The 24,827-nt window shown below is 71.0% G+C and carries 25 protein-coding genes and 1 pseudogene; 17 read left to right on the plus strand and 9 right to left on the minus strand.

Annotated features, from left to right (window positions below):
• Positions 1-61: 61 nt before the first annotated feature.
• Positions 62-457 (plus strand): VOC family protein, encoded by a 396-nt coding sequence (locus LWJ43_RS06010; protein WP_277331243.1) that lies wholly within the window; start codon positions 62-64, stop codon positions 455-457.
• On the opposite strand, the gene LWJ43_RS06015 is transcribed toward LWJ43_RS06010, so the two are convergent.
• Together LWJ43_RS06015 and LWJ43_RS06020 are read right to left on the minus strand one after the other, a co-directional pair.
• Entirely contained in the window at positions 394-1,155 is a 762-nt protein-coding gene (locus LWJ43_RS06015; RefSeq protein ID WP_277331244.1) for a DUF6597 domain-containing transcriptional factor, read from the minus strand. The genes LWJ43_RS06010 and LWJ43_RS06015 overlap by 64 nt on opposite strands.
• Before the next feature lie 10 nt (positions 1,156-1,165).
• The gene (locus tag LWJ43_RS06020; RefSeq protein WP_277331245.1) at positions 1,166-2,296 is read right to left on the minus strand and encodes a YihY/virulence factor BrkB family protein; all 1,131 of its coding nucleotides are present in this window, start codon (positions 2,294-2,296) and stop codon (positions 1,166-1,168) included.
• A gap of 17 nt (positions 2,297-2,313) precedes the next feature.
• On the opposite strand from LWJ43_RS06020, the gene LWJ43_RS06025 reads away from it, so the two are divergent.
• The 16 genes and pseudogenes from LWJ43_RS06025 to LWJ43_RS06095 form a co-directional block, all read left to right on the plus strand.
• Positions 2,314-3,951, plus strand: a complete 1,638-nt coding sequence (locus tag LWJ43_RS06025; protein ID WP_277331246.1) for an acyl-CoA dehydrogenase family protein — start codon at positions 2,314-2,316, stop codon at positions 3,949-3,951.
• 269 nt (positions 3,952-4,220) lie between these two features.
• Complete coding sequence (locus LWJ43_RS06030; protein ID WP_277331247.1) at positions 4,221-5,513, plus strand: helix-turn-helix domain-containing protein; 1,293 nt, start codon at positions 4,221-4,223, stop codon at positions 5,511-5,513.
• A 48-nt stretch (positions 5,514-5,561) separates the two neighbouring features.
• A complete protein-coding gene (locus tag LWJ43_RS06035; RefSeq protein ID WP_277331248.1) occupies positions 5,562-6,155 on the plus strand; it encodes a GNAT family N-acetyltransferase in 594 nt (197 codons plus the stop codon).
• A 133-nt stretch (positions 6,156-6,288) separates the two neighbouring features.
• The gene (locus LWJ43_RS33035) at positions 6,289-6,372 is read left to right on the plus strand and encodes a putative leader peptide (protein ID WP_349817346.1); all 84 of its coding nucleotides are present in this window, start codon (positions 6,289-6,291) and stop codon (positions 6,370-6,372) included.
• A gap of 114 nt (positions 6,373-6,486) precedes the next feature.
• On the plus strand, positions 6,487-8,184 hold the full coding sequence (locus LWJ43_RS06040; protein WP_277331249.1) for a nitrite/sulfite reductase: 1,698 nt from the start codon (positions 6,487-6,489) through the stop codon (positions 8,182-8,184).
• Positions 8,181-8,360, plus strand: coding sequence for a hypothetical protein (locus tag LWJ43_RS06045; protein WP_277331250.1), 180 nt, complete (start codon positions 8,181-8,183; stop codon positions 8,358-8,360). Before LWJ43_RS06040 ends, LWJ43_RS06045 begins: the two co-directional genes overlap by 4 nt.
• On the plus strand, positions 8,357-9,073 hold the full coding sequence (locus tag LWJ43_RS06050; protein WP_277331251.1) for a phosphoadenylyl-sulfate reductase: 717 nt from the start codon (positions 8,357-8,359) through the stop codon (positions 9,071-9,073). Before LWJ43_RS06045 ends, LWJ43_RS06050 begins: the two co-directional genes overlap by 4 nt.
• On the plus strand, positions 9,073-9,642 hold the full coding sequence (gene cysC, locus LWJ43_RS06055) for an adenylyl-sulfate kinase (protein WP_277331252.1): 570 nt from the start codon (positions 9,073-9,075) through the stop codon (positions 9,640-9,642). Before LWJ43_RS06050 ends, cysC begins: the two co-directional genes overlap by 1 nt.
• The gene (gene cysD, locus LWJ43_RS06060) at positions 9,639-10,574 is read left to right on the plus strand and encodes a sulfate adenylyltransferase subunit CysD (RefSeq protein WP_277331253.1); all 936 of its coding nucleotides are present in this window, start codon (positions 9,639-9,641) and stop codon (positions 10,572-10,574) included. The genes cysC and cysD overlap by 4 nt, the downstream gene beginning before the upstream one ends.
• A gap of 2 nt (positions 10,575-10,576) precedes the next feature.
• On the plus strand, positions 10,577-11,929 hold the full coding sequence (locus LWJ43_RS06065) for a sulfate adenylyltransferase subunit 1 (protein WP_277331254.1): 1,353 nt from the start codon (positions 10,577-10,579) through the stop codon (positions 11,927-11,929).
• Positions 11,930-12,211: 282 nt separating this feature from the next.
• Complete coding sequence (locus tag LWJ43_RS06070) at positions 12,212-13,327, plus strand: aliphatic sulfonate ABC transporter substrate-binding protein (RefSeq protein ID WP_277331255.1); 1,116 nt, start codon at positions 12,212-12,214, stop codon at positions 13,325-13,327.
• 47 nt (positions 13,328-13,374) lie between these two features.
• Positions 13,375-14,166: an ABC transporter ATP-binding protein gene (locus LWJ43_RS06075; protein ID WP_277331256.1), complete on the plus strand. Its 792-nt coding sequence runs from the start codon at positions 13,375-13,377 to the stop codon at positions 14,164-14,166.
• Positions 14,153-15,031 carry an ABC transporter permease gene (locus LWJ43_RS06080; protein ID WP_277331257.1) on the plus strand — a complete coding sequence of 293 codons (879 nt, stop codon included), beginning with the start codon at positions 14,153-14,155 and terminating at the stop codon, positions 15,029-15,031. Before LWJ43_RS06075 ends, LWJ43_RS06080 begins: the two co-directional genes overlap by 14 nt.
• 5 nt (positions 15,032-15,036) lie before the next feature.
• The gene (locus LWJ43_RS06085; protein WP_277331258.1) at positions 15,037-15,801 is read left to right on the plus strand and encodes a sirohydrochlorin chelatase; all 765 of its coding nucleotides are present in this window, start codon (positions 15,037-15,039) and stop codon (positions 15,799-15,801) included.
• 156 nt (positions 15,802-15,957) lie between these two features.
• Positions 15,958-16,746, plus strand: a complete 789-nt coding sequence (locus LWJ43_RS06090) for a class I SAM-dependent methyltransferase (RefSeq protein WP_277331259.1) — start codon at positions 15,958-15,960, stop codon at positions 16,744-16,746.
• A gap of 157 nt (positions 16,747-16,903) precedes the next feature.
• A pseudogene (locus tag LWJ43_RS06095) lies at positions 16,904-17,586 on the plus strand (IS701 family transposase); the annotation flags it as partial.
• Positions 17,587-17,868: 282 nt separating this feature from the next.
• Here the strand turns inward: LWJ43_RS06095 and LWJ43_RS06105 are convergent.
• From LWJ43_RS06105 to mgt, 7 genes are all read right to left on the minus strand, one after another.
• Entirely contained in the window at positions 17,869-18,456 is a 588-nt protein-coding gene (locus LWJ43_RS06105) for a TIGR03086 family metal-binding protein (RefSeq protein ID WP_277331260.1), read from the minus strand.
• A gap of 66 nt (positions 18,457-18,522) precedes the next feature.
• A complete protein-coding gene (locus tag LWJ43_RS06110; protein WP_277331261.1) occupies positions 18,523-19,524 on the minus strand; it encodes a ketopantoate reductase family protein in 1,002 nt (333 codons plus the stop codon).
• A gap of 95 nt (positions 19,525-19,619) precedes the next feature.
• On the minus strand, positions 19,620-20,534 hold the full coding sequence (locus LWJ43_RS06115; RefSeq protein ID WP_277331262.1) for a S1 family peptidase: 915 nt from the start codon (positions 20,532-20,534) through the stop codon (positions 19,620-19,622).
• A gap of 549 nt (positions 20,535-21,083) precedes the next feature.
• A complete protein-coding gene (locus LWJ43_RS06120) occupies positions 21,084-21,467 on the minus strand; it encodes a nuclear transport factor 2 family protein (RefSeq protein WP_277331263.1) in 384 nt (127 codons plus the stop codon).
• Positions 21,460-22,008: a DUF1697 domain-containing protein gene (locus LWJ43_RS06125; protein ID WP_277331264.1), complete on the minus strand. Its 549-nt coding sequence runs from the start codon at positions 22,006-22,008 to the stop codon at positions 21,460-21,462. The genes LWJ43_RS06120 and LWJ43_RS06125 overlap by 8 nt, the downstream gene beginning before the upstream one ends.
• A 95-nt stretch (positions 22,009-22,103) precedes the next feature.
• Positions 22,104-23,306, minus strand: a complete 1,203-nt coding sequence (locus tag LWJ43_RS06130) for a S8 family peptidase (RefSeq protein WP_277331265.1) — start codon at positions 23,304-23,306, stop codon at positions 22,104-22,106.
• A 287-nt stretch (positions 23,307-23,593) separates the two neighbouring features.
• Positions 23,594-24,787 carry a macrolide-inactivating glycosyltransferase gene (gene mgt / locus LWJ43_RS06135; RefSeq protein ID WP_277331266.1) on the minus strand — a complete coding sequence of 398 codons (1,194 nt, stop codon included), beginning with the start codon at positions 24,785-24,787 and terminating at the stop codon, positions 23,594-23,596.
• Between the last annotated feature and the right edge of the window lie 40 nt (positions 24,788-24,827).

A 24,827-nucleotide genomic window follows, 5' to 3' on the forward strand; every position in this document is an offset into this window, starting at 1 on the left:
CTCCGGGGGCCGTGACCGTTTCGTACAAGACCGGTCGCGGCCCCCGTCATACGGTCGTCCCATGACTCCACGACTCGACGCCGTCTCCGTCACCACGGCCGACCTGGCCGCGTCCCTGGCCTTCTACCGCCGGCTGGGGCTCGACATCCCCGCGGGCGCCGAATCGGCACCCCATGTGGAGGTCGCGCTGCCCGGCGGGCAGCGCCTGCTCTGGGACACCGAGGACGTCGTCCGCTCCTTCGACCCCGGCTGGGCGGGGTCGAAGGGCGGGGAGCGCCTCGGGCTCGCCTTCCTCTGCGAGGACCCCGCGGAGGTCGACGCGGTGTACGCCGATCTGACCGGCGCGGGGTACGAGGGGCACCTGGCGCCCTGGGACGCCGTCTGGGGCCAGCGTTACGCGGTGGTCCTGGACCCCGACGGCTGCGCGGTCTCCCTGTTCGCCGCGAATCCCTCCTGACCGGTGCCGGCCAGGTAGCCGCCGAGCGTCGTGCCCGCCAGGTCCCGCACCTCGCGGGCCAGATGTGCCTGGTCCGTGCAGCCGGCGGCGTACGCGGCCTCGGCGTAGGGGGTCCCGGCGCGCACGAGGGCCAGGGCGCGCTGCAGTCTCAGGACCCTGGCCAGCGTCTTGGGCCCGTAGCCGAAGGCGGCCAGCGAGCGGCGGTGCAGCTGGCGTGCGCCGAGCCCCACGGACCGTGCGGTGGCGGTGACGGAACTCCCCTGGCCCAGCTGTGCCGCGACGGCGGCCAGGAGCGGGTCGGGGGGCTCGACGCCCGCCGCGCGGCGCAGGGCGATGCCTTCCAGCGCGGCGGCCGGGTCCTCGGCCTCTCCTGTCAGCTCGGTCAGGTCGCGGACCACGCGACACGGCCAGAGGGCGTCGAGGGGGACGCGTCTGTCACGGAGCTCGTGCGCCGGCACGCCCAGGAGCGCCGGTGCCGTACCGGGGGCGAAGCGGATGCCCGCGCAGCTGCCGGAGAGCGCCGCGGCCGGGGTGAACGCACGGGTGTCGGGGCCCGCCACCATCAGCCGGCCGCCGGCCCACAGCAGATCCATGCAGCCGTCGGGCAGTACGGGCCGACCGGGGTCACGCACCCCGCTCCAGGTCCAGAGAACCGCGCCGCCGAGCCGCGACGTCCGTTCCCCGTACCGTGCGCCCATGGTCACCAGGCTACGTGGCGTCCTTGTCACGGGACCCGTGCAGACGGGACTTCACGTCGTCGGGGGGCAGGAACCGCGACCAGCGCTCGGGGAACTCGGAGGGCATGGACACGTCGTCGTCCTCCTCGTCGGCGTACGCGTCCCAGTGCGCGGCCTGGGTCCGTGCCACGAGCTCCGCGGCCTGGGCGGCCTTGACACGGTCGCTGGCGGCGCGGGCGGCGGCGGTCGCGAGCGAGGGCCAGACACGGTCGATCGCCGCGTTCACCGCGGCGCCCACGAGTACGGCGAACGCGGAGATGCCTATCCAGAGCAGGACGGCGATGGGCGCGGCCAACGAGCCGTAGATGGTGGGGCCTTCGACCGTGCTCGTCAGGTAGATCCTCAGGAGGAAACTGCCCAGCACCCACATCCCGAGGGCCACGAGCGCCCCGGGGACGTCCTCTATCCACGGTGAGCGGACAGGCACCGACACGTGGTAGAGCGTCGTCAGGAACGCGATGGACAGCAGTATCACCAGCGGCCAGTACATGACCGCGAGCACTTCCGTGCCCCACGGGACGAACTCCACCACCCGGTCCGGGCCGACGACCAGCAGCGGCAGGACCACGGCGCCCAGCAGCAGCGCCACCACGTACAGCAGGAAGGCGAGGAGCCGTGTCTTGACGATGCCGCGGTGGCCGTCGAGCCCGTACATCACGGTGATCGTGTCGATGAAGACGTTCACCGCGCGGGAGCCCGACCAGAGCGCGATCGCGAAGCCGATGGAGATGATGTCGGGGCGCGCGCCCGTGGTGACGTCGGCTATGAGCGGTTTGGCGATGTCGTTGACGCCGCGTTCCGACAGCACCGTCTGCACCGCGCCCAGGATGTTGCGCTCGATGGAGGCGACCGTCGTGGTGGACGTCCAGTCGTCGACGTATCCGAGCAGCCCGATCAGGCCGAGCAGCAGCGGGGGCAGGGACAGCAGGGTGAAGAACGCCGCCTCGGCCGCGAGGCCGAGGATGCGGTACTCGATGCACGAATTGACCGTGTCCTTGAGCAACTGCCACGCCATCTGCCGCTTCGAGACGTTGCGGTAGAGGACTCGGGCCCGGTGGAGGCGGCCCGGTGGCCGTTCGGGTGTTTCATTTGCTGCCTGCACCTCCTTACCGTATCGGCATGGCAGCAAGCACCCACACAGTGACCAACCAGGTTCCGCCGCTGGTCGGCTATGACGTCTTCGCCGGCGACCGGGCGCTGACGGAGGCCGTCGAGCGGCATCTCGCGCCCGGGATCCTCGACGAGGCACGGGAGGAACTCAGCACGCTGGGCCGTTCCGCCGGCTCCGTCCAGGCCCAGGAGTGGGGTGCGCAGGCGAACGAGAACCCGCCGAGGCTACGCACCCACGACCGTTACGGGCACCGCGTCGACGAGGTCGACTTCCACCCGGCCTGGCACCGGCTGCTGGGGCACGCCGTCACGGCCGGACTGACGGACGCCTGGGGCAGGCAGGGCGGGCACGTCCGGCGCGCGGCCGGGTTCCTGGTCTGGACGCAGGCCGAGGCGGGCCACGGTTGCCCGCTGTCGATGACGCACGCGGCGGTCCCGGCGCTGCGCACCGATCCGGCGCTGGCCGCGGAATGGGAGCCGCTGCTGACCTCGCACGTGTACGAGGAGGGACTGCGGCCCGCGTCGCAGAAGGCCGGTGTGCTCTTCGGGATGGGCATGACGGAGAAGCAGGGCGGCACCGACGTGCGGTCCAACACCACCCGTGCCGACGCCCTCGCGGCCGACGGGGAGTACCTGCTCACCGGTCACAAGTGGTTCTGTTCGGCCCCCATGTCCGACGGCTTCCTGGTGCTGGCCCAGGCACCGGGCGGGCTGAGCTGCTTCCTCGTGCCGCGGGTCCTCCCGGACGGCGCCCGCAACCCCTTCGCGATCCAGCGGCTCAAGGACAAGCTGGGCAACCGGTCCAACGCCTCCGGCGAGGTCGAGTTCGACGGGACGTGGGCCCGCCGGGTCGGCGAGGAGGGGCGCGGGGTGCGCACCATCATCGAGATGGTGGCGGCGACCCGGCTGGACTGCGTGGTCGGTTCGGCCGCGCTGATGCGGCAGGCGGTGGCGCAGGCGGTCCACCACAGCGCCCACCGCAGCGCGTTCGGCGGACTGCTGATCGAGAAGCCGCTGATGCGCAACGTACTGGCGGACCTGGCCCTGGAGTCGGAGGCGGCGACGACGCTCGCGCTGCGGCTGGCGGCCGCCTACGACGCGGACACGGAGCAGGAGCGGGCCTTCCTGCGGATCGCGGTGCCGGCCGCCAAGTACTGGGTGACGAAGCGGTGCTCCGCGGTGGTGGGCGAGGCCCTGGAATGCCTCGGCGGCAACGGTTACGTCGAGGAGTCCGGGATGCCGAGGCTGTTGCGCGAGGCGCCGCTCAACTCGATCTGGGAGGGCTCGGGCAACGTGCAGGCGCTCGACGTCCTGCGGGCGCTGCAGCGTGAGCCGGGGGCGCTCGACGCGTTCCTGCGGGAGGTCGGGAAGGCCCGCGGCGCGGACCACCGGCTCGACGCCGCGATCAAGGACCTGCTGACGGAGCTGGCCGACCTGGACGCCGTCGAGGCGCGCGCCAGGCGGCTCGTGGAGCGGATGGCCCTGGTGCTGCAGGGTTCGCTGCTGCTGCGATGGGCGCCGCCGGAGGTCGCGGACGCGTTCTGCGCCTCGCGGCTGGGAGGGGACTGGGGCTCGGCCTTCGGGACGCTGCCGCACAGCCTGGATCTGGCCGCGGTCGTGGAGCGTGCGCGGGCCGGGGAGTCCTGAGGGCCACCGCCGGTCGGCAAACGACGGAGGGTGGTGCTGCGCCGACACGGCACCACCCTCCACGCTTGTGCACCACCGCACGGCGGGTCGGGGACTCCCCACGCGGTGTTCCTCCACTGTTGTACGGTCTGCACCCCCTCACCAGAGTTGCAATGGGTTGCAAACGTTGCGTGGAGTGCGAGCCAACGGAACCCCCGCACGGCAAAATGGGCCCTTCGGGCCCCGTTCCCCTTTTACGGACCGGGCCCACGCTTGCTGGGGGGACCGTCATGGAGTCACGCACTGCCGCGTCGGCGCGGCCGGGGAACGACCCGCGTCCCGCGGTGACCGAGCGCCAGGTCCACCGCGCGCGGGAGGCCCGGATGGCGGGCCGGCGCACGGCGGACGTCCCGCGCGCGGAGATCGACGCCTCCTGGGACCGCGCGGTGCGCAGCGGGATCGATCCCGAGCAATCGACGGAGAGCAGGCTGCTGGAGGCGGACGAGATCGAGCACCGGCGCAGGAGCACGGCGCTCGGCGAGGTCATGCCCCTGCTCCGGGAGGGGCTGGCCTCGATAGCGGACGCGACGCAGCAGATCATGGTCGTCACCGACACCGAGGGCCGGGTGCTGTGGCGCCAGGGTCACGCGGCCGTGATGCGCCGGGCCAAGGACATCTGTCTCGAGGAAGGCGCCTCCTGGGCGGAGTCGGCGACGGGGACGAACGCGATCGGCACCGCGCTCGCCGCGCGCGTCCCGGTGCAGGTGCACTCGGCCGAGCACTTCGTCCGGGCCCTGCACGGCTGGACCTGTGCGGCGGCGCCGGTGCGGGACCCACGGGACGGCAGGCTCATGGGCATCGTCGACATCAGCGGGCCCGCCTCCACCTTCCACCCGACGACGCTGGCCCTGGTCGGTTCGGTCGCCGCGCTGGCGGAGAGCGAGCTGCGCAGCCGGCATCTGGTGGCGATCGAGCGGCTGCGTTCGGTGGCCGCCCCGATCCTGTGCCGGCTGGGCGGCCGTGCGCTGGTGGTGGACACCCACGGCTGGCTGGCCGCCGTCAGCGGTATGCCGCCCGTGGACCGGCTGCCCCTGCCGAAGTCGCTCGAGCCGGGCCCGGTGTGGCTGGCCTCGCTCGGGATGTGCCGGGTGGAGCCGCTGCCCGGCGGCTGGCTGGTGCAGGTCGCGGAGGGCGCGCACGACCACCCGCCGCGCCGGGTGGTGCTCGACCTCGGCCGGGAGCGGGGGCTCGCGGTCCATGTGACCGGCCCCGTGGACAGCTGGACACGCCGGCTGTCACCCCGGCACGCCGAGCTGCTGTACGCGCTGGCCCTGCACCGCGAGGGGCGGACGGCGGCGGAGCTGGCCGAGGACGTCTTCGGTGACGCGAGCAGGACGGTGACGGTGCGGGCCGAGATATCCCGGATCCGGCGCCATCTCGCGGAGGTGCTGGCGCACCGCCCGTACCGCTTCCGTGAGGGGGTGGAGGTGGAGGTGGTCCACCCTGACGCGCCGGCCGATCTGCTGCCCCGCTCGACTGCTCCGGTGGTGGTCAGAGCGCGTACGCCGACGGGGACGCCCTGAGTGGCCCCGGTGTGGGCGGGGTGCGGCGGGCGTGGTTCTCTGACGGCCATGAGCGACTCCACGCACTCCGCGCCCACCGTCTCGGACGTGACCGTCTGGTCCCTGGAACAGACGTCGCCCGCTGATCTGAGCCCCGCCGCCGCGCCCCCGGAGGGAGTGACGGTCACACGTTCCCGGACGCCGCTGCCGGAGTTCAGCCGGTTCCTCTACACCGCGGTGGGCGGAGACGTCCGGTGGACCGACCGGCTGGGGCTGACGTACGCGCAGTGGCAGGAGATCCTGGACCGTCCGGGGGCCGAGACCTGGGTGGCGTACGAGCACGGCACGCCGGCCGGGTTCATCGAGCTCGACGCCCAGGAGGACGGGGCCGTGGAGATCGTGTACTTCGGTCTGATCCCGGCCTTCCGCGGGCGCCGTATCGGCGGTCATCTTCTGTCGTACGGTGTGGCCCGGGCGTGGGACCTGGCCGAACGGCATCCCGGGCGGAGGCCCACCGAGCGGGTGTGGGTGCACACGTGCTCGAACGACGGCCCGCACGCGATGGACAACTACCGGCGGCGCGGTTTCCGGCTGTTCGACACCAAGGTCGAGCAGGAGCCCGACGTCGAGAACCCCGGCCCCTGGCCCGGTGCGCGCGCCTGATCGCACCGCCCTTTGTCGCCTTGTCGACAGAGCGGGCGTGACGGGCGCCACAGCGTCTCACATTCCGGGACCATCCCGTCCACATGATGGATCGTGGTGGACTGGCCCGAGATCCGCGTGACACGCTTCCGTCATGTCCGGAACTGGAATTGCCTTGGTGAGTCGGCGGCACGTCGACCTCGGCCGCATGTCCAGCGCCATCTGTCCGGTCCGCTGAGCGTTACCAGCACCGCGATCTCCTGAACCAGCTCCATCCCCCTGCGCACCGCCGCGCCTCACGCGAGTGTGCAGTTCAGAGCCGCCCTCCTGCAGTCCCGAAGGACGTATAGCCATGGCCGCCACCCCCGAGAAGCCTGCTACCGCCACGCCCCGCCGCAAGGCCGGACGTCACCGTGGTGAAGGTCAGTGGGCCATGGGTCACTTCACCCCGCTGAACGGCAACGAGCAGTTCAAGAAGGACGACGACAGTCTCAACGTGCGGACACGCATCGAGACGATCTACTCGAAGCGCGGATTCGACTCCATCGACCCCAACGACCTGCGTGGACGCATGCGCTGGTGGGGGCTGTACACCCAGCGCCGCCCCGGGATCGACGGCGGCAAGACCGCCGTGCTGGAGCCGGAGGAGCTGGACGACCGCTACTTCATGCTGCGCGTGCGCATCGACGGCGGAAGGCTGACCACCGCTCAGCTGCGCGTCATCGGCGAGATCTCCGAGGAGTACGCGCGCGGCACCGCCGACATCACCGACCGGCAGAACGTCCAGCTGCACTGGATCCGCATCGAGGACGTCCCGGCGATCTGGGAGAAGCTCGAGGCCGTCGGGCTCTCGACGACCGAGGCGTGCGGCGACTGCCCCCGTGTGATCATCGGCTCGCCGGTGGCCGGTATCGCCGCCGACGAGATCATCGACGGCACGCCCGCGGTCGACGAGATCCACGAGCGCTACATCGGCAGCAAGGAATTCTCGAACCTGCCCCGCAAGTTCAAGACCGCGATCTCCGGCTCGCCGGTCCAGGACGTGGTGCACGAGATCAACGACATCGCGTTCGTGGGCGTCGACCACCCCGAGCACGGCCCCGGCTTCGACCTGTGGGTGGGCGGCGGGCTCTCGACCAACCCGCGGTTCGCCGAGCGCCTCGGCGCCTGGGTGCCGCTGGACGAGGTCCCCGACGTCTGGGCGGGTGTCGTCGGGATCTTCCGCGACTACGGCTACCGCCGGCTGCGTACGCGCGCCCGTCTGAAGTTCCTGATGGCCGACTGGGGTCCGGAGAAGTTCCGCCAGATCCTCCAGGACGAATACCTCAAGCGCCCGATGCTGGACGGGCCGCCGCCCGCGCAGCCCTCCTCCCGCTGGCGCGACCACATCGGTGTGCACGCCCAGCAGGACGGCCGCTTCTACGTGGGCTTCGCCCCGCGCGTAGGCCGGGTGGACGGCTCCACCCTGGCCAAGATCGCCGATCTGGCCGAGGCGCACGGCTCGGGCCGGGTGCGCACCACCGTCGAGCAGAAGATGCTGATCCTGGACGTCGAGCGGGACCAGGTCGACTCCCTGACAGCCGGGCTGGAGGCTCTGGACTTCCAGGTGAACGCCTCCCCGTTCCGGCGCGGCACGATGGCCTGCACCGGCATCGAGTTCTGCAAGCTGGCGATCGTCGAGACGAAGGCGCGCGGCGCCGCGCTCATCGACGAACTGGAGCGCCGCATGCCGGACTTCGAGGAGCCGCTCTCCATCAACATCAACGGCTGCCCCAACGCCTGCGCCCGCATCCAGACCGCGGACATCGGCCTCAAGGGCCAGCTGATGCTGGACGGCGACGGCAACCAGGTCGAGGGCTACCAGGTGCACCTCGGCGGCGCTCTCGGCCTGGAGGCCGGATTCGGCCGCAAGGTCCGCGGCCTGAAGGTCACCTCCGCCGAACTCCCGGACTACGTCGAGCGGGTGCTCGGCAACTTCCAGGAGCAGCGCGAGGACGGCGAGCGCTTCGCGACGTGGGCGGCGCGCGCCGACGCGGAGTCGCTGTCATGAGCGAACGAGCGGCGCCGTTCTACTGCCCGTACTGCGGCGACGAGGACCTGCGCCCCCACGAGAGCGGACACGGCGCCTGGGAATGTGCTTCCTGCAATCGCGCGTTCCAGCTCAAGTTCCTGGGCCTGCTGACCCAGGGGCTGAAGCGCAACGACGTGGAAGGGGACGGGACATGACGGACACTCTGCAAGCTTCCGAGCTCACCGACGAGGCCCTCAAGGACCTGGCGGTGCGCGCCGGGCGCGACCTGGAGGACGCCTCCGCGAGCGACATCCTCCGGTGGGCCGCCGACACCTTCGGCAAGCGCTTCTGCGTCACCTCCTCCATGGAGGACGCGGTCGTCGCGCACCTGGCCTCCCGGGTCTTCCCCGGCGTGGACGTCGTCTTCCTGGACACCGGATACCACTTCGAGGAGACGATCGGCACACGGGACGCGGTGGAGGCCGTGATGGACGTCAACCTCATCACGCTGACGCCGCGTCAGTCGGTGGCCGAGCAGGACGCCGAGTACGGGCCGCAGCTGCACGACCGCGACCCCGACCTGTGCTGCGCGCTGCGCAAGGTCAAGCCCCTGGAGGAGGGGCTGACGGCATACGCGGCCTGGGCGACCGGACTGCGCCGCGACGAGTCCCCCACCCGGGCGAACACCCCGGTCGTGGGCTGGGACGAAAAGCGCCGCAAGGTCAAGGTCTCGCCCATCGCCCGCTGGACCCAGGACGACGTGGACGCCTACGTCGCCGAGCACGGCGTACTGACCAACCCGCTGCTGACGGACGGCTACGCCTCGGTCGGCTGCGCGCCCTGCACCAGGCGGGTGCTGGAGGGCGAGGACGCACGGGCCGGCCGCTGGGCCGGGCGCGGCAAGACCGAATGCGGGCTGCACGGCTGATGACGACTGATCAGGAGATATCGATGAGCGTGACGGAGACGGGAGCCACCGTCTGGCTCACCGGTCTGCCGAGCGCCGGCAAGACCACCATCGCCTACGAGCTGGCGGGCCGACTGCGTGCCGACGGACACCGGGTCGAGGTGCTCGACGGCGACGAGATCCGGGAGTTCCTCTCCGCGGGTCTCGGCTTCTCCCGCGAGGACCGGCACACCAACGTGGGCCGGATCGGCTTCGTCGCCGAACTGCTCGCCGCCAACGGCGTGAAGGTCCTCGTCCCGGTCATCGCCCCCTACGCCGACAGCCGTGAAGCGGTGCGCAAGCGTCATCAGCAGGAGGGCACCGCGTATCTGGAGGTGCACGTCGCGACCCCGGTCGAGGTGTGCTCCGAACGCGATGTGAAGGGGCTGTACGCCAAGCAGGCAGCGGGCGAGATCAGTGGTCTCACCGGGGTCGACGACCCCTACGAGGCGCCCGAGTCACCGGATCTGCGGATCGAGTCGCACCAGCAGACCGTGCAGGAGTCCGCAGCGGCGCTCCGTGCGCTGCTCACCGAGAGGGGCCTGGCATGAGCACCGTCGCCACCGTGCCGGACGGCACCGTCAATCCGTACGCGCTGAGCCACCTGGACTCCCTCGAGTCCGAGGCGGTGCACATCTTCCGTGAGGTGGCGGGGGAGTTCGAGCGGCCGGTGATCCTCTTCTCCGGCGGCAAGGACTCGATCCTGATGCTGCACCTGGCGCTGAAGGCGTTCGCGCCGGCGCCCATCCCCTTCGCCCTGCTGCACGTGGACACCGGGCACAACTTCCCCGAGGTCCTCGACTACCGCGACCGCACCGTCGAGAAGCACGGGCTGCGCCTGCACGTCGCCTCCGTCCAGGAGTACATCGACGCGGGCAAGCTCCGTGAGCGTCCCGACGGCACCCGCAACCCGCTGCAGACGGTCCCGCTCACCGAGGCCATCCAGCGGCACCGCTTCGACGCCGTGTTCGGCGGCGGGCGGCGCGACGAGGAGAAGGCACGGGCCAAGGAGCGCGTGTTCTCGCTCCGCGACGAGTTCTCGCAGTGGGACCCCCGCCGCCAGCGCCCCGAGCTGTGGCAGCTCTACAACGGCCGTCACGCCGCCGGCGAGCACGTCCGGGTGTTCCCCATCTCCAACTGGACCGAGCTCGACGTCTGGCAGTACATCGAGCGTGAGGGCATCGAGCTCCCGGAGATCTACTTCGCCCACGAGCGTGAGGTCTTCAGCCGTTCCGGCATGTGGCTGACCGCGGGCGGATGGGGCGGCCCCAAGGACCACGAGAGGACCGAGACCCGCCTGGTGCGCTACCGCACCGTCGGCGACATGTCCTGCACCGGCGCCGTCGACTCCGACGCCACCACCCTGGACGCCGTGATCACCGAGATCGCCGCCTCCCGCCTCACCGAGCGGGGCGCGACCCGCGCCGACGACAAGATGTCCGAGGCCGCGATGGAAGACCGCAAGCGCGAGGGGTACTTCTAGAAATGACCACATCCATCCAGCCGGCAGAGCAGCTCTCGGCCACCACCCTCCTGCGGTTCGCCACGGCGGGGTCCGTCGACGACGGCAAGTCCACCCTCGTCGGGCGCCTGCTGCACGACTCCAAGTCGGTCCTGACCGACCAACTGGAGGCCGTGGCACTGGCCTCCACGAACCGCGGCCAGGAAGCGCCGGATCTGGCGCTCCTCACCGACGGGCTGCGGGCGGAGCGCGAGCAGGGCATCACCATCGACGTGGCCTACCGCTACTTCGCCACGCCGCGGCGCCGGTTCATCCTCGCGGACACCCCCGGCCATGTGCAGTACACCCGCAACATGGTCACCGGCGCGTCCACCGCCGAGCTGGCGGTCGTCCTGGTCGACGCCCGCAACGGCGTGGTCGAGCAGACCCGCCGGCACGCCGCGGTCGCCGCCCTGCTGCGCGTCCCGCACGTCGTCCTCGCCGTGAACAAGATGGACCTCGTGGACTACGCGGAGCCCGTGTTCGCCGCGATCGCCGAGGAGTTCACCGCGTACGCCGCCTCCCTCGGCGTCCCGGAGATCACCGCGATCCCGATCTCGGCCCTGGCCGGCGACAACGTCGTCGAACCGTCCGCCCACATGGACTGGTACGGCGGCCCGACGGTCCTGGAGCACCTGGAGACGGTGCCGGTCAGCCACGACCTGACCGAGTGCCACGCGCGTTTCCCCGTGCAGTACGTCATCCGCCCCCAGACCGCCGACCACCCCGACTACCGGGGATACGCCGGCCAGATCGCCGCCGGGGTGCTCCGGGTCGGCGAGCGGGTCGCGGTGCTGCCGTCCGGGCGCACCACGACGATCGAGGGTATCGACGCGCTCGGCGAGAGCGTCGACATCGCCTGGGCCCCGCAGTCGGTGACGATCCGGCTCGCCGACGACATCGACGTCTCGCGCGGCGACCTGATCGCGCCGGCGGACGACGCCCCCGCCGTGACGCAGGACGTCGAGGCGACCGTCTGCCACGTGGCCGACCAGCCGCTCACCGTGGGGCAGCGGGTGCTGCTCAAGCACACCACCCGCACGGTGAAGGCGATCGTCAAGGACATCCCGTCGCGGCTCACGCTGGACGACCTCTCCCAGCACCCGGCTCCCGGCAAGCTGGTGGCCAACGACATCGGCCGGGTCGTGGTGCGTACCGCCGAGCCGCTCGCGCTCGACGCCTACGCGGACTCTCGGCGCACCGGATCGTTCCTGCTGATCGACCCCGCGGACGGCACGACGCTGACGGCCGGCATGGCGGGCGCCTCGTTCGCCTCCGAGGCCGACGAAGACGCCGACGCCGGCACCTCGGCCGAGGACGCGGAGTGGGACTTCTGATGATCACCGATTTCTTCTCGACCTTCGCGAAGGAGGGCGGCCGGGTCGGCAGCGGCGCCCTCGGGTGGGGGTGCCCCCTGGTCGAGCGAAGCCGAGAGCTCGGGGGAGGACTGGGCGGGGTCGGGCGATGTGCGTGAAGACGTACGCGCACTGCCCGCGCGCCCGCTCGTACCGCCCGCACCGCCCGCACCGCCCGTTCAGACGAAGACCTGCCGACCGCCCGGCCGCGCCACCCGACTCCGGGAGGACGTGAGTACCGGGCCTACGAGAGGAAACCCTCCCGTGCGTGCCACCCGTACCACCCTGCGCCGCGGCCTCGCCGCCGCCGCCGCATCGTCACTGCTCGCCGTGGCGGCCACCGCCTGCGGCTACGGCTCCCAGGCGAAGGACGACGACGCCGCGAAGTCGAACGCCTCCGCCGGTGGGAAGAAGCTCTCGGCCGACACCGTGAAGATCGGCTACTTCCCGAACCTCACGCACGCCACCGCCCTGGTCGGCATCCAGGAAGGCCTCATCGCCAAGGAGCTGGGCCGCACCTCGGTCAAGCCCTCGACCTTCAACGCGGGGCCCTCCGAGATCGAGGCGCTCAACGCGGGTTCGATCGACATCGGCTTCATCGGCCCCTCCCCCTCGATCAACGGCTACGCCAAGTCCAAGGGCCAGAGCCTGCGCATCATCGGAGGCTCGGCCTCCGGCGGCGTGAAGCTCGTCGTCGACCCGAAGAAGATCAAGACCCTGGACGACCTCAAGGGCAAGAAGATCGCCACCCCCCAGCTCGGCAACACGCAGGACGTGGCGTTCCTCAACTGGATCTCCGAGAAGGGCTGGAAGGTCGACGCCCAGAGCGGCAAGGGCGACGTCTCGGTGGTCCGCTCGGACAACAAGGTGACCCCGGACGCCTTCAAGTCCGGTTCGTTGGACGGCGCCTGGGTCCCGGAGCCGACCGCGTCCAAGCTGGTCGCCGAGGGCGGCAAGGTCCTGCTCGACGAGTCGACGCTGTGGCCGGACGACAAGTTCGTCATCACGAACATCATCGTGTCGCAGAAGTTCCTCTCCGAGCACCCGGACGTCGTCGACGCGGTGCTGCGGGGCACGGTGCGGACCAACAAGTGGATCAACGCCAACCCCGACAAGGCGAAGGCCTCGGCCAACTCGGCGCTGGAGAAGCTGAGCGGCAAGGCGCTGCCCGCCGAGGTCCTCGACCCGGCGTGGGAGTCCATCCAGATCACGGACGACCCGCTGGCCGCCACGCTCCAGGCGCAGGCGGACCACGCGGTCGGGGCGGGTCTGCTCGAGAAGCCCGACCTGGGCGGCATCTACGACCTGAAGCCGCTGAACAAGATCCTGAAGGCCGAGGGGCAGCCCGAGGTCGCCGACGCCGGTCTCGGCGCCGAGTAACCACCGACCACACCAGGATCCCCGAAGACTCCCAGGAGGTGACGACCATGGCGACCACCACCCTCACCAAGGCCGAGGACCGTGCAGCGGTCGAGCACGCCGCCCGTATCCAGCACGTCTCGAAATCCTTCGCAGGACCCACGGGGCAGCAGCTCGTCCTGGACGACATCACGCTCGACGTCGCTCCGGGTGAGTTCGTCACCCTCCTGGGAGCTTCCGGGTGCGGTAAGTCCACGCTGCTCAACCTGGTGGCGGGGCTCGACCGTCCGACCGCGGGGTCCATCGAGACCCCCGGCGGGCGGCCCGCCCTGATGTTCCAGGAGCACGCCCTCTTCCCGTGGCTGACCGCGGGCAAGAACATCGAACTGGCCCTGCGTCTGCGCGGGGTGCCGAAGTCGGACCGCCGCCCGGAGGCGGAGCGGCTGCTCGAACTCGTACGCCTCGGCGGGGCGTACGGGAAGCGGGTGCACGAGCTCTCGGGCGGTATGCGCCAGCGGGTGGCGATGGCCCGGGCGCTCGCCCAGGACAGCCAACTGCTGCTGATGGACGAGCCGTTCGCCGCGCTCGACGCCATCACCCGCGATGTGCTGCACGACGAACTGACTCGGATCTGGCGCGAGACGAACGCGTCGGTCCTCTTCGTCACCCACAACGTGCGCGAGGCGGTGCGGCTCGCCCAGCGCGTGATCCTGCTGTCCTCGCGTCCCGGCCGGATCGCCCGGGAGTGGACGGTCGACATCGAGCAGCCCCGCCGCATCGAGGACACCGCCGTGGCGGAGCTTTCCGTCGAGATCACCGAAGAACTGCGTGGGGAGATCCGCCGACATGGCCAGCACTGAGACGAAGGCCGACGACCTGGCGGGGCTGGAAGCGGGCCTGGACGCGCTCGACGCCGTCCAGGTGCGCCGGACACCGGTCCGCGAGGTCCTCCTCAAGAAGGTCCTGCCGCCGGTCGTCGCGGTCGTCCTGGTCGTCCTCGTCTGGCAGTTGCTGGTCTGGGCGAAGGTCACCGACGACTACAAGCTGCCGCCGCCCGCCGCGGTCTGGAACAGCCTGACCGACATGTGGATGCAGGGCACCCTGCTGGAGGTCATCTGGACCAGCGTGTCGCGCGGTCTGTTCGGCTTCGTGATGGCCGTCGCGATCGGCACCCCGCTGGGCCTGCTGGTCGCGCGGGTCAAGGTCGTCCGGGCGGCCATCGGGCCGATCCTGTCCGGCCTGCAGTCCCTGCCGTCCGTGGCGTGGGTGGCGCCGGCCATCATCTGGCTCGGCCTCGACGACAGGACGATGTACGCGGTGATCCTGCTCGGCGCGGTCCCGTCCGTCGCCAACGGACTGGTCTCCGGCGTCGACCAGGTGCCGCCGCTGTTCTTGCGCGCGGGCCGCACGATCGGAGCGACGGGGCTGCGCGGGACGATCCACATCGTCCTGCCGGCCGCGCTGCCCGGCTACCTCGCGGGCCTCAAGCAGGGCTGGGCGTTCTCCTGGCGTTCACTCATGGCCGCCGAGATCATCGCCTCCTCGCCCGACCTGGGCCTGGGGCTGGGCCAGTTGCTGGAGAACGGCCGGAACAACTTCGACATGCCGGGGATCTTCCTGGCGATCCTGCTCATCCTGTTCGTCGGCATCGCGATCGATCTGCTGATCTTCAGTCCGCTGGAGCGGCGGGTGCTGCGCAGCCGTGGTCTCCTGGTGAAGAGCTGATTCCCATGGCGTCCCCCGTTCTCCTCGTCATCGCCCACGGCAGCCGCGACCCGCGGCACGCGGCGACCGTGCACGCGCTCACCGCGCGTGTGCGGTCGCTGCGGCCCGGGCTGCGCGTGGAGACCGGCTTCCTGGACTTCAACGCCCCGTCCGTGCCCCGGGTGCTGGAGCGCCTGGCCGCGGAGGGGTCCGGCGAGGTCGTCGCGCTCCCGCTGTTGCTGACCCGGGCCTTCCACGCCAAGTCGGACATCCCCTCGGTGCTGAGGGAGGCCCGGAGCAGGCTTCCCCGGCTGCGGATCCGCCAGGCCGACGTGCTCGGTCCGTCTCCGCTGCTGAACTCGGCGCTGGAACAGAGGCTGTTCGAGGCCGGGGTGGCTCCCGGGGACAAGGGCTCGACGGGGCTGGTACTGGCCTCGGCGGGCTCCACCGACCCGGAGGCGATCGCAGTGATCGCTGAAATCGCGCGGGAGCTGCGGCACACCGGTTGGTGCGCCGTGCGGCCTGCGTTCGCCTCCGCTGTGGTTGCCGACGGCCCGTCCCGCACAGCCGACGCGGTGCGCGCCCTCCGGGCCGACGGGGTACGGCGGGTGGCGGTGGCGCCGTACGTCATCGCCCCGGGCCGTCTCCCCGACCGTATCGCCACGGGCGCCGAGGAGGCCGGGGCCGACGTACTGGCCGATGTCCTGGGCCCGTCCCCGGCCCTCGCCCGGCTGCTGCTGACCCGCTACGACGAGGCGCGCGTCCCGGTGACCGGGGCGATGACCGCCTAGTACTCCAGCGTGGTTTCGTGGTCACGTGCGGGTCGACTGCGCCCAGACCTGTAGGAAGCCCCTTGAGTCGAGCCGCAGTTGCAGGCGGGCTCGGTGGGCACACATATGGATGGTCGGGCCAGGAACCGAACTACTGGAGCACACGTCTCCCGCACCATGACCTCAAGCGAGCACCAAGAGCACCCGTTTTCCACCAGGCTGGTTTCACCGTCCTCGGTATGTGTGGATCCGTCGAAGAGCAACGACTACAACAGCTTCGCCGAGGCGTACACGGCCGTGAACGAAACCAACCTGGTCAATGCCTACTACGAGCGTCCCGCGATGCTGGCCCTCGCTGGAGACGTGGCTGGCCGGCGGATCCTCGACGCCGGCTGTGGGTCGGGGGCCCTGTTTGCCGGGCTGCGCGACCGTGGCGCCATTGTGAGTGGTTTCGATTCGAGTGCCGGGATGCTGGGGCTGGCTCGGCAGCGGCTCGGCGACGGTGCGGATCTGCAGGTGGCGGAGCTGGGCAGCCCGCTTCCCTACCCTGATGACACGTTCGACGATGTAGTGGCGTCCCTGGTGCTGCACTACCTGGAGGACTGGGGGCCGGCGCTGGCCGAGCTGCGACGCGTACTCAGGCCCGGCGGTCGGCTGATTGCGTCTGTCGACCATCCCTTTGCCGTCAACCTCATTCACCGCGAGGCCGGTCGCGAGGCCGAGTGCGACTATTTCGACACCACCAAGTGGACCGTAGAGTGGAGCCTGGGTGGCCAGACCACCCTGGTGAGTCGCTGGAACAGGCCGCTGCACGCGATGATCGAGGCTTTCACCGGGGCCGGTTTCCGGATTACGGTCATCAGCGAGCCGGAGCCTGATCCCGCCGCCCGCGAGCTGTTCCCCGAGGCCATCGCGGCCGAGCCGCGCTTCCTGTGTTTCCTGTTCTTCGCACTGCAAGCGGATTAGTACTCCGGTGTGCAGTCTCGCCATGGCCCAGGCGACGACGGCAGTACGGCAGCGCCTGACGCGGGCGGCCGCCGCGAGATGATCAAGGGTTGTGTGGACTCCTGAAGATCGGGCGGTAGCCGCAGGCCATAGCGTAGACCCTGACCGATGGCGGGCGATGTTCGACCAGGTCATGGCCCGGATCGCGGGCAGGTTCGGGCGCGTTGAGCCTCGGGCGGCGGCCCGTTCCTACCTGCTCGGGCGACTGGCGGGCGTCGAGCGGAAGAACTGCCGGCAGCTGGCCGAACGAGCGGGGCATAAGCGGCCCGGGCCCCTGCAGCGTCTGCTGAGGTATGCCCGATGGGACGCCGATGCGGTCGGCGACGACCTGCGTTCCTACGCCGCCGAACACCTCGGCACCAACGATGCTGTTCTCGTCGTCGACGAGACCGGTTTCCTGAAGAAGGGCCGGTCCTCGGCGGGAGTGCAGAGGCAGTACACGGGCACCGCCGGACACATCGAGAACGCCCAGGTCGGCGTGTTCCTCGCCCTGGTCACCCGCCGGGGCCGGGCCCTGATCGACCGCCGGCTCTACCTGCCCGAGCGTTCCTGGAGCACCGATCCCGAGCGCCGCGAACTCGCCTTCCACCTGTGCTGGTCACCCACCACCGCGACGCTGGCCGAACTCGTGCGCGTCGCCGGTGTCCGCTGGAGCATCGAGGAGTGTTTCCAGGCCGCCAAGAGCCATGTCGGCTCGACCACTATCAGGTCAGGCACTGGACATCGTGGCACCGGCACATCACCCTCGCCATGCTCGCCCTGGCCTTCCTGACCGCCGTCGCCGCCGACGCGGCCCCCGGCCGACCCGCCGACCGGAACTTCCCGACTCAGGACAGCGACCCGATCTCCCTGACCGTCCCCGAAATCCGCCATCTGCTCACCGCGGTCTTCGCCCCGCCGGCCGCGACCGCAGCCAGGCTGCTGCACTGGTCCATCTGGCGCAGACGCCACCAGGCAACAGCCCGGCGCAGCCACTACCAACGGCGGTCTCTCGACGAACCTGCTGGAGGCCACGAAACCAGACTGGAGTACTAGCCGGGGCCGGGGCCGCCCGTCCGTACCCGCCAGCCCGCCGCGTGACGCTCAGGCGGCGGCGACCGGGCGCGGATCCCTGCCGCTGAGGGCCAGAGCACGCTCGAAGTCGGACGCCTCGGCGGGCGGGACCACCTCACCGGCGAAGCCTTCGTACTGCCGGTAGAGCTCGGCTGTCCCCTCGACCGACTCCAGGAGGAAGGCCGCCGCCGGGCCGGAGAGCCGGAATTCCTGGGACGTGGCACGGGCCACGTCCCAGCCGTGCAGCGCGGTCTCCATGACGAGCATCCTGGCGATGTCCGGAGCGGGGGTGGAGCCGTGCCCCGTGTCGATGGTTCCTTCCCAGACCGCGGGGTCGGACCAGGCGGCGACCGCCCGGTCCAACTGGGCGGCGTAGCGCTCCGGCCAGTCGGCGTCGGCCGTGAAGTCACGGGCCGTCAGCTCGTCGGGGATCGGAGTGCGCAGGGCCCGGTGCTCCAGCCCGTGCGCGCTGTACAGCACCCAGTGGTTGATCAGTTCCCGCAGGTCCCAGTCGTGGCAGGGTGTCGTCGTGGAGACAGGTGGCGTGGCCCCTGCGCCCCGGGCGATCCCTGCGGATTCGGCCGCACACTCGGCCATGTGTTCGTACGCGTTCTTCATGGACCCATCGTGCGCTCTGCCCGGACGGCCGGTCTTGAAGAAATGCGACAGCGGGAGCGCGGGTGATCAGGAAGCCGCGTCGACCAGGGCGGTGAGCTCGGCCGGTGTCATCGAGCCGGCGGCGCGGCGCTCCCGGGCGAAGGCGTTCACGGTGCGCCGCAGCACGTCGTTCACGGGGGTCGGGATGCCGTGCAGCCGGCCGAGGAGGACGATCTCGCCGTTGAGGTAGTCGGCCTCGATGGTGCCGGTGGCACGGGTGAGGCTCTGCCAGGACGATCCGCCGCTCCGCTCGGAGCCGTCGAACGGGTCGAAGCGGATCCTGCCGCTGCGGGCGGCGTCCTGCTCCTCGCTCCCCACGGCTTCGATCCCGGCAGCCGCGAGCACCGCTCGCCCTTCCGCCCGGGCCCGTTCGAACAGGGCGAACGCCTCGGGGCCGGCGAGTACCCCGGTGGCCGCCTCGATCGCGTTGGCGAGGTTGGAGAGCAGCTTCGCGTACTTCCAGCGCATCACGTCGGGGACGACGGGAGCCTCCAGCTTCGCCTTCTCCCAGTCCGCGGCGATCGCCCGCACGGTGTCGTCGGTCCCGGACGGGTAACGGCCGAGGTGCAGGATGCCGGTGAGCGGGGCGCCGGCGGCGACGACCCGGCCCGCCTCCACGAAGCCGGCGGGGAGGTAGACGCAGCAGCCGTAGACCCGGCTGAACCGGCGCAGGGCCAGGCGTTCGCTCTCGACCCCGTTCTGCGCGCAGACCAGGGGGAGCCGCTCCCCCGCCGTCCCGCCGCCCGCCACCGGCCTGGCGCTCCAGGCGTCGAGCGCCGCGACGGCGTCCTGTGTCTTGACGGCGAGTACGAGGACGTCGTCCGCCTCGAGTTCCAGTGCCGACGGGCCGTCGACGACGGGGAGGCGGTGGGTGCGGGTGCCGTCCGGTGTGGTGAGGCTCAGCCCGTTCTCACGCAGAGCCGTGTACTGCGCTCCTCGGGCGACCAGCACCACCTGGTGGCCCGCCTCGGCCAGTCGTCCGCCTATAGCGCCGCCCACGGCGCCCGTTCCCACGATGATGTAGCGCATGCCCGCGAGCCTCGCACGGCGCCCGCCCGCGCGGGAAGCGGGCACGGCAACGGGCCGCGCTCGGGGAGCGCGGCCCGTCGACGGTGCGTGAGGTCTTAGAAGACGCTGACGCCGTAGGCGTTCAGCGCCTCGACGACGGGCTGGAAGAACGTGGTGCCGCCGGAGGAGCAGTTACCGCTGCCGCCCGAGGTGAGGCCCAGCGCCGTGGAGCCGGAGAAGAGCGAACCACCGCTGTCGCCGGGCTCGGCGCAGACGTTGGTCTGGATCATGCCGTACACGACGTCACCGCCGCCGTAGTTCACCGTCGCGTTGAGACCGGTGACGGTGCCGCTGTGGACGCCGGTGGTGGAGCCGCTGCGCTTGACGGACTGACCGACGCTGGGGTTCGCGGCGGAGGTGATGTCCTGGTAGCTGCCGTTGTAGAGGTAGACCCTGCCGTCCGCGGCCGCGGAGTTGGAGTGGCGGATCAGCCCGTAGTCGTTCGTCGGGAAGCTGGATCCGGCCCTCGTGCCGAGCGTGGTGGTCTGGCCGGAGTTGGTGTACCAGGTGCTGCCTATCTCGGTGCAGTGCCCGGCGGTCAGCGCGTAGTAGGTGCTGCCGCTGCGGACGTTGAAGCCGAGGGAGCAGCGTCCGCCGCCGGCGTAGATGGCCTGTCCGCCGGCGATGAGCTTGTTGAACGTGCCCGGGGTCCGCTTGATGTCGGCCTTGGCACCGGAGTCGGTGACGGACTTCTTGATCGTGGCGATCTCGGCGGCCGTGACGGTGCTGTCGACGGTCACGACGACCTTGCCGGTGCTCGCCTCGGTGTACCAGGCGGTGCCCGCGATGTCGGCGGTGCCGACGGCCGAACTGGCCTCGACGAGCTCGGCCTTCGTCACGGTGTCCGGCGCGGCCTGGGCGACCGCGGTCGGAGCGGCAAGCGCCACGGCGGTGACCAGACCCGAGGTGGCGGCGATGAGGCGAGCACGTCTGGAGATCGAGCCGAGGGGAGCGAAGCGCTTGAAGGTCACAGGATCCTCCGTATTTGGGGGGTGTCCGGTCCGCTGGGTGGGCGAACCGGGCGTACGGCTGTCCGCGACCGGGGTTCTGGTCGTGGACCTGCCAACCGCACGCCTCGAATCCTTGACTCCGCTTGAGCCCGTGGCAAGGTCGCCTTCCGGACCCGTGGCGGAGAACGGACCGTGAACTCCGCTATGCGTGCGGGTGGCCTCCGAACGCGGGCGTCCGCTCACCGAACGGAGCGGGTCTGCGAATTGCAGCAAAGCGTGAAGCGGGCGGAGGACATCGGCTCCTGTCTACGCGCATCGCGTTCACACACGCCGCAGTCGCCCGGAAAGGGGTCGCCGGAGAGCGCCTCCGGCCCGGACCGGGGCTCTCGGCACCCCGCCCGTTCAGGCGCTTTACCAGCGTTTTGCCCGGGCACTCCAGTTGGCCGGAATTAGCCCTTCCGGCGGGAACCGGCCGGACCCGGCGCACAGATGAGACCGGGGCGGCACTCTTGCGACGCCGCTCCGGTGTGTGCTGCGGGATGGAGCCGGGATGCCGACGGGGCCGCCGGCTCAGACCTCGGCGAACGGGTCGTCCACGAAGGGCGTGGCCTGATGGAAGTAGAGCAGCCAGCCGTCGCCGGTCAGCCGCCACAGGGAACTGCGGTGGGAGCGCAGCCCCTTGGACTCCGTGTCGAAGGTGAGGTGCACCAGATCCGCGGCGAGCTGGTCGCCCCTCATCCTCGACGCGGTGAGCGGCCCGAGGGCCGGCGCGCCGGGATCCGTGAGCATGGCGATGATCGTGTCCCGCTCCCAGAGCCGTCCACTGGTGCCGATCTCCCGGAAGTCGGGGTGCAGCAGGGTGGCGAGGATGTCCGCGGAGGCCCGTACCACGGGATCGAGGAGGCGGAGCTCACCTTCGATGGCCGTGGCCACGGCGGGCGAGGGGTCAGTCACGCGTCATCTCCACAAGCTTGAGCACGGTGTTCCAGTTACGGCTGGTGGCGACGAGGCCCCGGGTGACGGCCGGCCGGCCGAGCGCCACCGCCAGGCGGGAACGCCCGAGTCCGTCGGGCGCGTACAGATACAGGGCGCGGTCGCCCAGCCGGAACTCTTCGGGACGGAAGGTGTCTGTGTCGACCGAGGCGAACCGTGAGGCCTCGACGGCCTGGTCGAAGTAGGTGACGTGCAGCTGCTTGCCCTCGAGCTCGGCGGCCGGGAACGGACAGGCGTCGGCCACGCCCGCGAGGTAGTCACCCGGGCGGACGAGACAGTCGACCGGAAAGCCGAACCGCTCCCGGATCGCCCGCTCCAGCCCGGCGCCGAGGGCGTTCTCGTCGTCCGAAGCGCTGCGGAAGACGGCGTTGCCGCTCTGCAGGTACGTGGCGACGTCCTCGTGCCCCAGCTCCCCCAGCAGCGTGCGTAGCTCCGCCATCGGGACCCGGCGGTGGCCGCTGACGTTGATCCCCCGCAGCAGCGCCGCGTACATCGTGCCCATTCCCCCACCCTAGAGCTTCCCACCGGCAGAGGGCCGCCGCGCCCCGTGGGGGAGGGCGCGGCGGCCGCCTGCTCGTATCGCCCGATCCGTCCGGGCTACTCCACGATCTTCAGGAGCTTGTTCGCCGTGCCCTCGGTCGCGTTGGAGACGGCGTCCGGGGTGGCCCCCTCGGTGAGCGCCGTGGCGACCTCCTCAGGGGTGGCGTCGGGGTGTCCGCCGAGATAGACGGCCGCGGCGCCGACGACGTGCGGGGTGGCCATGGACGTACCGGAGATGGTGTTCGTGGCGTCGTCGCTGTCGTTCCACGCCGACGTGATGTCCGAGCCGGGGGCGTAGACGTCCACGACCGAGCCGAAGTTGGAGAACGACGACTGCTCGTCGTCCTTCGTGGACGAGGCGACCGTGATGGCCTCGGGGACGCGGGAGGGGGAGCCCTCGCCCGCGTCGCTCGACTCGTTGCCCGCGGCGACCGCGAAGGTCACGCCGGAGGCGATGGCCTTCTGCACCGCGGCGTCGAGCGCCGGGTCGGCGCCCCCGCCCAGGCTCATGTTGGCGACGGACGGGCCCTCGTGGTTCGCGGTGACCCAGTCGATGCCCGCCACGACCTGCTCGGTGGTGCCCGAACCGGCGTCGTCCAGGACCCGGACGGCCACGATCTTCGCCTTCTTGGCGACACCGTGGGCGGCACCGGCGATGGTCCCGGCCACGTGCGTGCCGTGCCCGTTGCCGTCGTCGGCGTCCTCGTCGTTGTCCACGGCGTCGAAGCCGGAGGTGGCCCGGCCCTCGAAGTCCTTGTGGGTGACGCGGACACCGGTGTCGATGACGTACGCCGTGACGTCCCCGCCCGCGGCGTCCGGGTAGGTGTACGCGCCGTCACCGGCGGTCTCGGCCTGGTCGATCCGGTCCAGCCCCCATGACGGCGGGTTGTCCTGGGTGGCGTCGATGTGGAACTTCTTGTTCTGGACGACCTTGGAGACGGCGGGGTCGGCGGCGAGCCGCTTGGCCTCGGTCTCCGAAAGCCCGCTGGCCGAGAAGCCGTTGAGGGCCGACTTGTAGTTCCGCTGGAGCGTGCCGCCGTACTCCTTCGCCAGGCCGGCCTTGTCGGCCTTCTGGTCCAGCATCACGATGTAGCTGCCGGAGACGGCGGTCGCCGCGTCCGCGCCGTAGACGATGCCCGTGGCGGGCGCCGGAGCGGCTCCGGCGAACGGGGTGGCGAGCAGGGTGACACCGGCGGCCGCTGCCACGGCGGTTATCGAGGCGGTGAGCTTGACCGAGCGCGCGCGCTTGTGAATTGCCATGAAGAGGGGTCTCCTCGTCATTCTTTGTGGGGGGATTGGCCCTCGGCCGGAAAATCTCCGGGGGCTGGTTCGAAACACTGCTCGATTGACGCGCCCAGATCAAGGCCTTCATGTAGCCGTCACGCACTCGGCAAGCTTTCGCCACAGAAAACCTGCGCACTCCTGCCCGTTCAGGACAAACCGCCGGCCGGCTCCCGATCACAGGAATGTGCTCACGTTCCGTACGAGTGAACTCGACGTGGAGGCAGTCCGCAGCCGGAACGGCTCGGGGACGGCGAAGGGCCCGCTCAGGCGGGCAGTTCGGCCTCGATGAGATCGGCGGCCCGTCCGGTCCCGCCCTCGTCCGCCATCCGCTCCTGGATCCGGGCCAGCCGCGCCGCCACGCCGGGATCGTCCACCAGGGCGAGGACGGCGGCGCGCAGGGACGCGGCGTCCGCCTCCTCCTTCGGCAGGTGCCGGGCGACTCCGAGGGACTGGAGCACGTCCGCGTTGCCGAACTGGTCGACGGCCTGCGGGACCGCGACCATCGGGGTGCCGGTGGCGAGTCCCTCCTGGCTGCCGCCGGCTCCCGCGTGGGTGACGAAGGCGTCCGCCTGCTTCAACACGGACAGTTGCGGGACCCAGGAGTGCACCTCGATGTTCGGCGGTACGTGCCCCAGTTCCGCCGGGTCGACCTGTGCGCCGGTCTGCAGCACCACGTGCCAGCCCGGGAGGCCGCCGAAGGCCTCGACGCACTCGCGGTAGAACGCGGGCTCATTCGTGAACGACGACCCGAGGGAGACCAGCAGGACCCTCTCCGCGTCGGCCGGCCGCCTCCACTCGCCCTGATCGGCCCGCTCGCCCTGGCAGGCGCCGACGAAGGTGAACCTCTCGTGGTCCACCCGGTCGGCGTTCGGCTGGAGCGCCTCCGGGATCAGCACCAGGCCGCGGCGGGGCCGGGCGACGAAGTCGTCGGACGAGAGGTCGCCCAGGCCGTTGGCGGCGAGCCAGTCCGCGAAGCGCGCGTAGTAGCGACGCCCCCGGTCGGTCTGCTTGAGTCCGGCGGTCGCGGGCTCCTCCACCTCCTCCGCGTACCCCTCCCAGGGCACCAGGTTGGGCCAGAGCTGGATGGCGGGCACGCCCCACCGGTGGGCGAGCACCCGGGCGGGATACGAGGCGATGTCGTGCAGGACGAGGTCCGGCTCGTCGCCCTCGAATGCCGCGGCCAGCTGCGGGAGGGCCTGCACGGCGTCGTCGAGGAACGGCTCGAGGTGGTCGATGAGTTCGGTGCCCCAGTCCTCGGGCGCGGTGGGCAGCACCGAGGTGTGGACCACCGGCTCGGCTCCGGTGGCCGCGACCTTCTCGGCGAAGGAGGCGGGGACGGCGTAGCTGACGCGGTGACCACGGACGACGAGTTCCCGGATCACTTCGAGACTCGGGTTCACGTGCCCGTGGGCGGCGATGGAGAACATGGCGATGTGGGCGCGCGGTGGCGTTGTCATGCCATCAAGCTAAGCGAGACGATACGTCTCGTCCAGTTGT

It is taken from the genome of Streptomyces sp. JH34 (assembly GCF_029428875.1).
Taxonomy (GTDB): Bacteria; Actinomycetota; Actinomycetes; order Streptomycetales; family Streptomycetaceae; genus Streptomyces.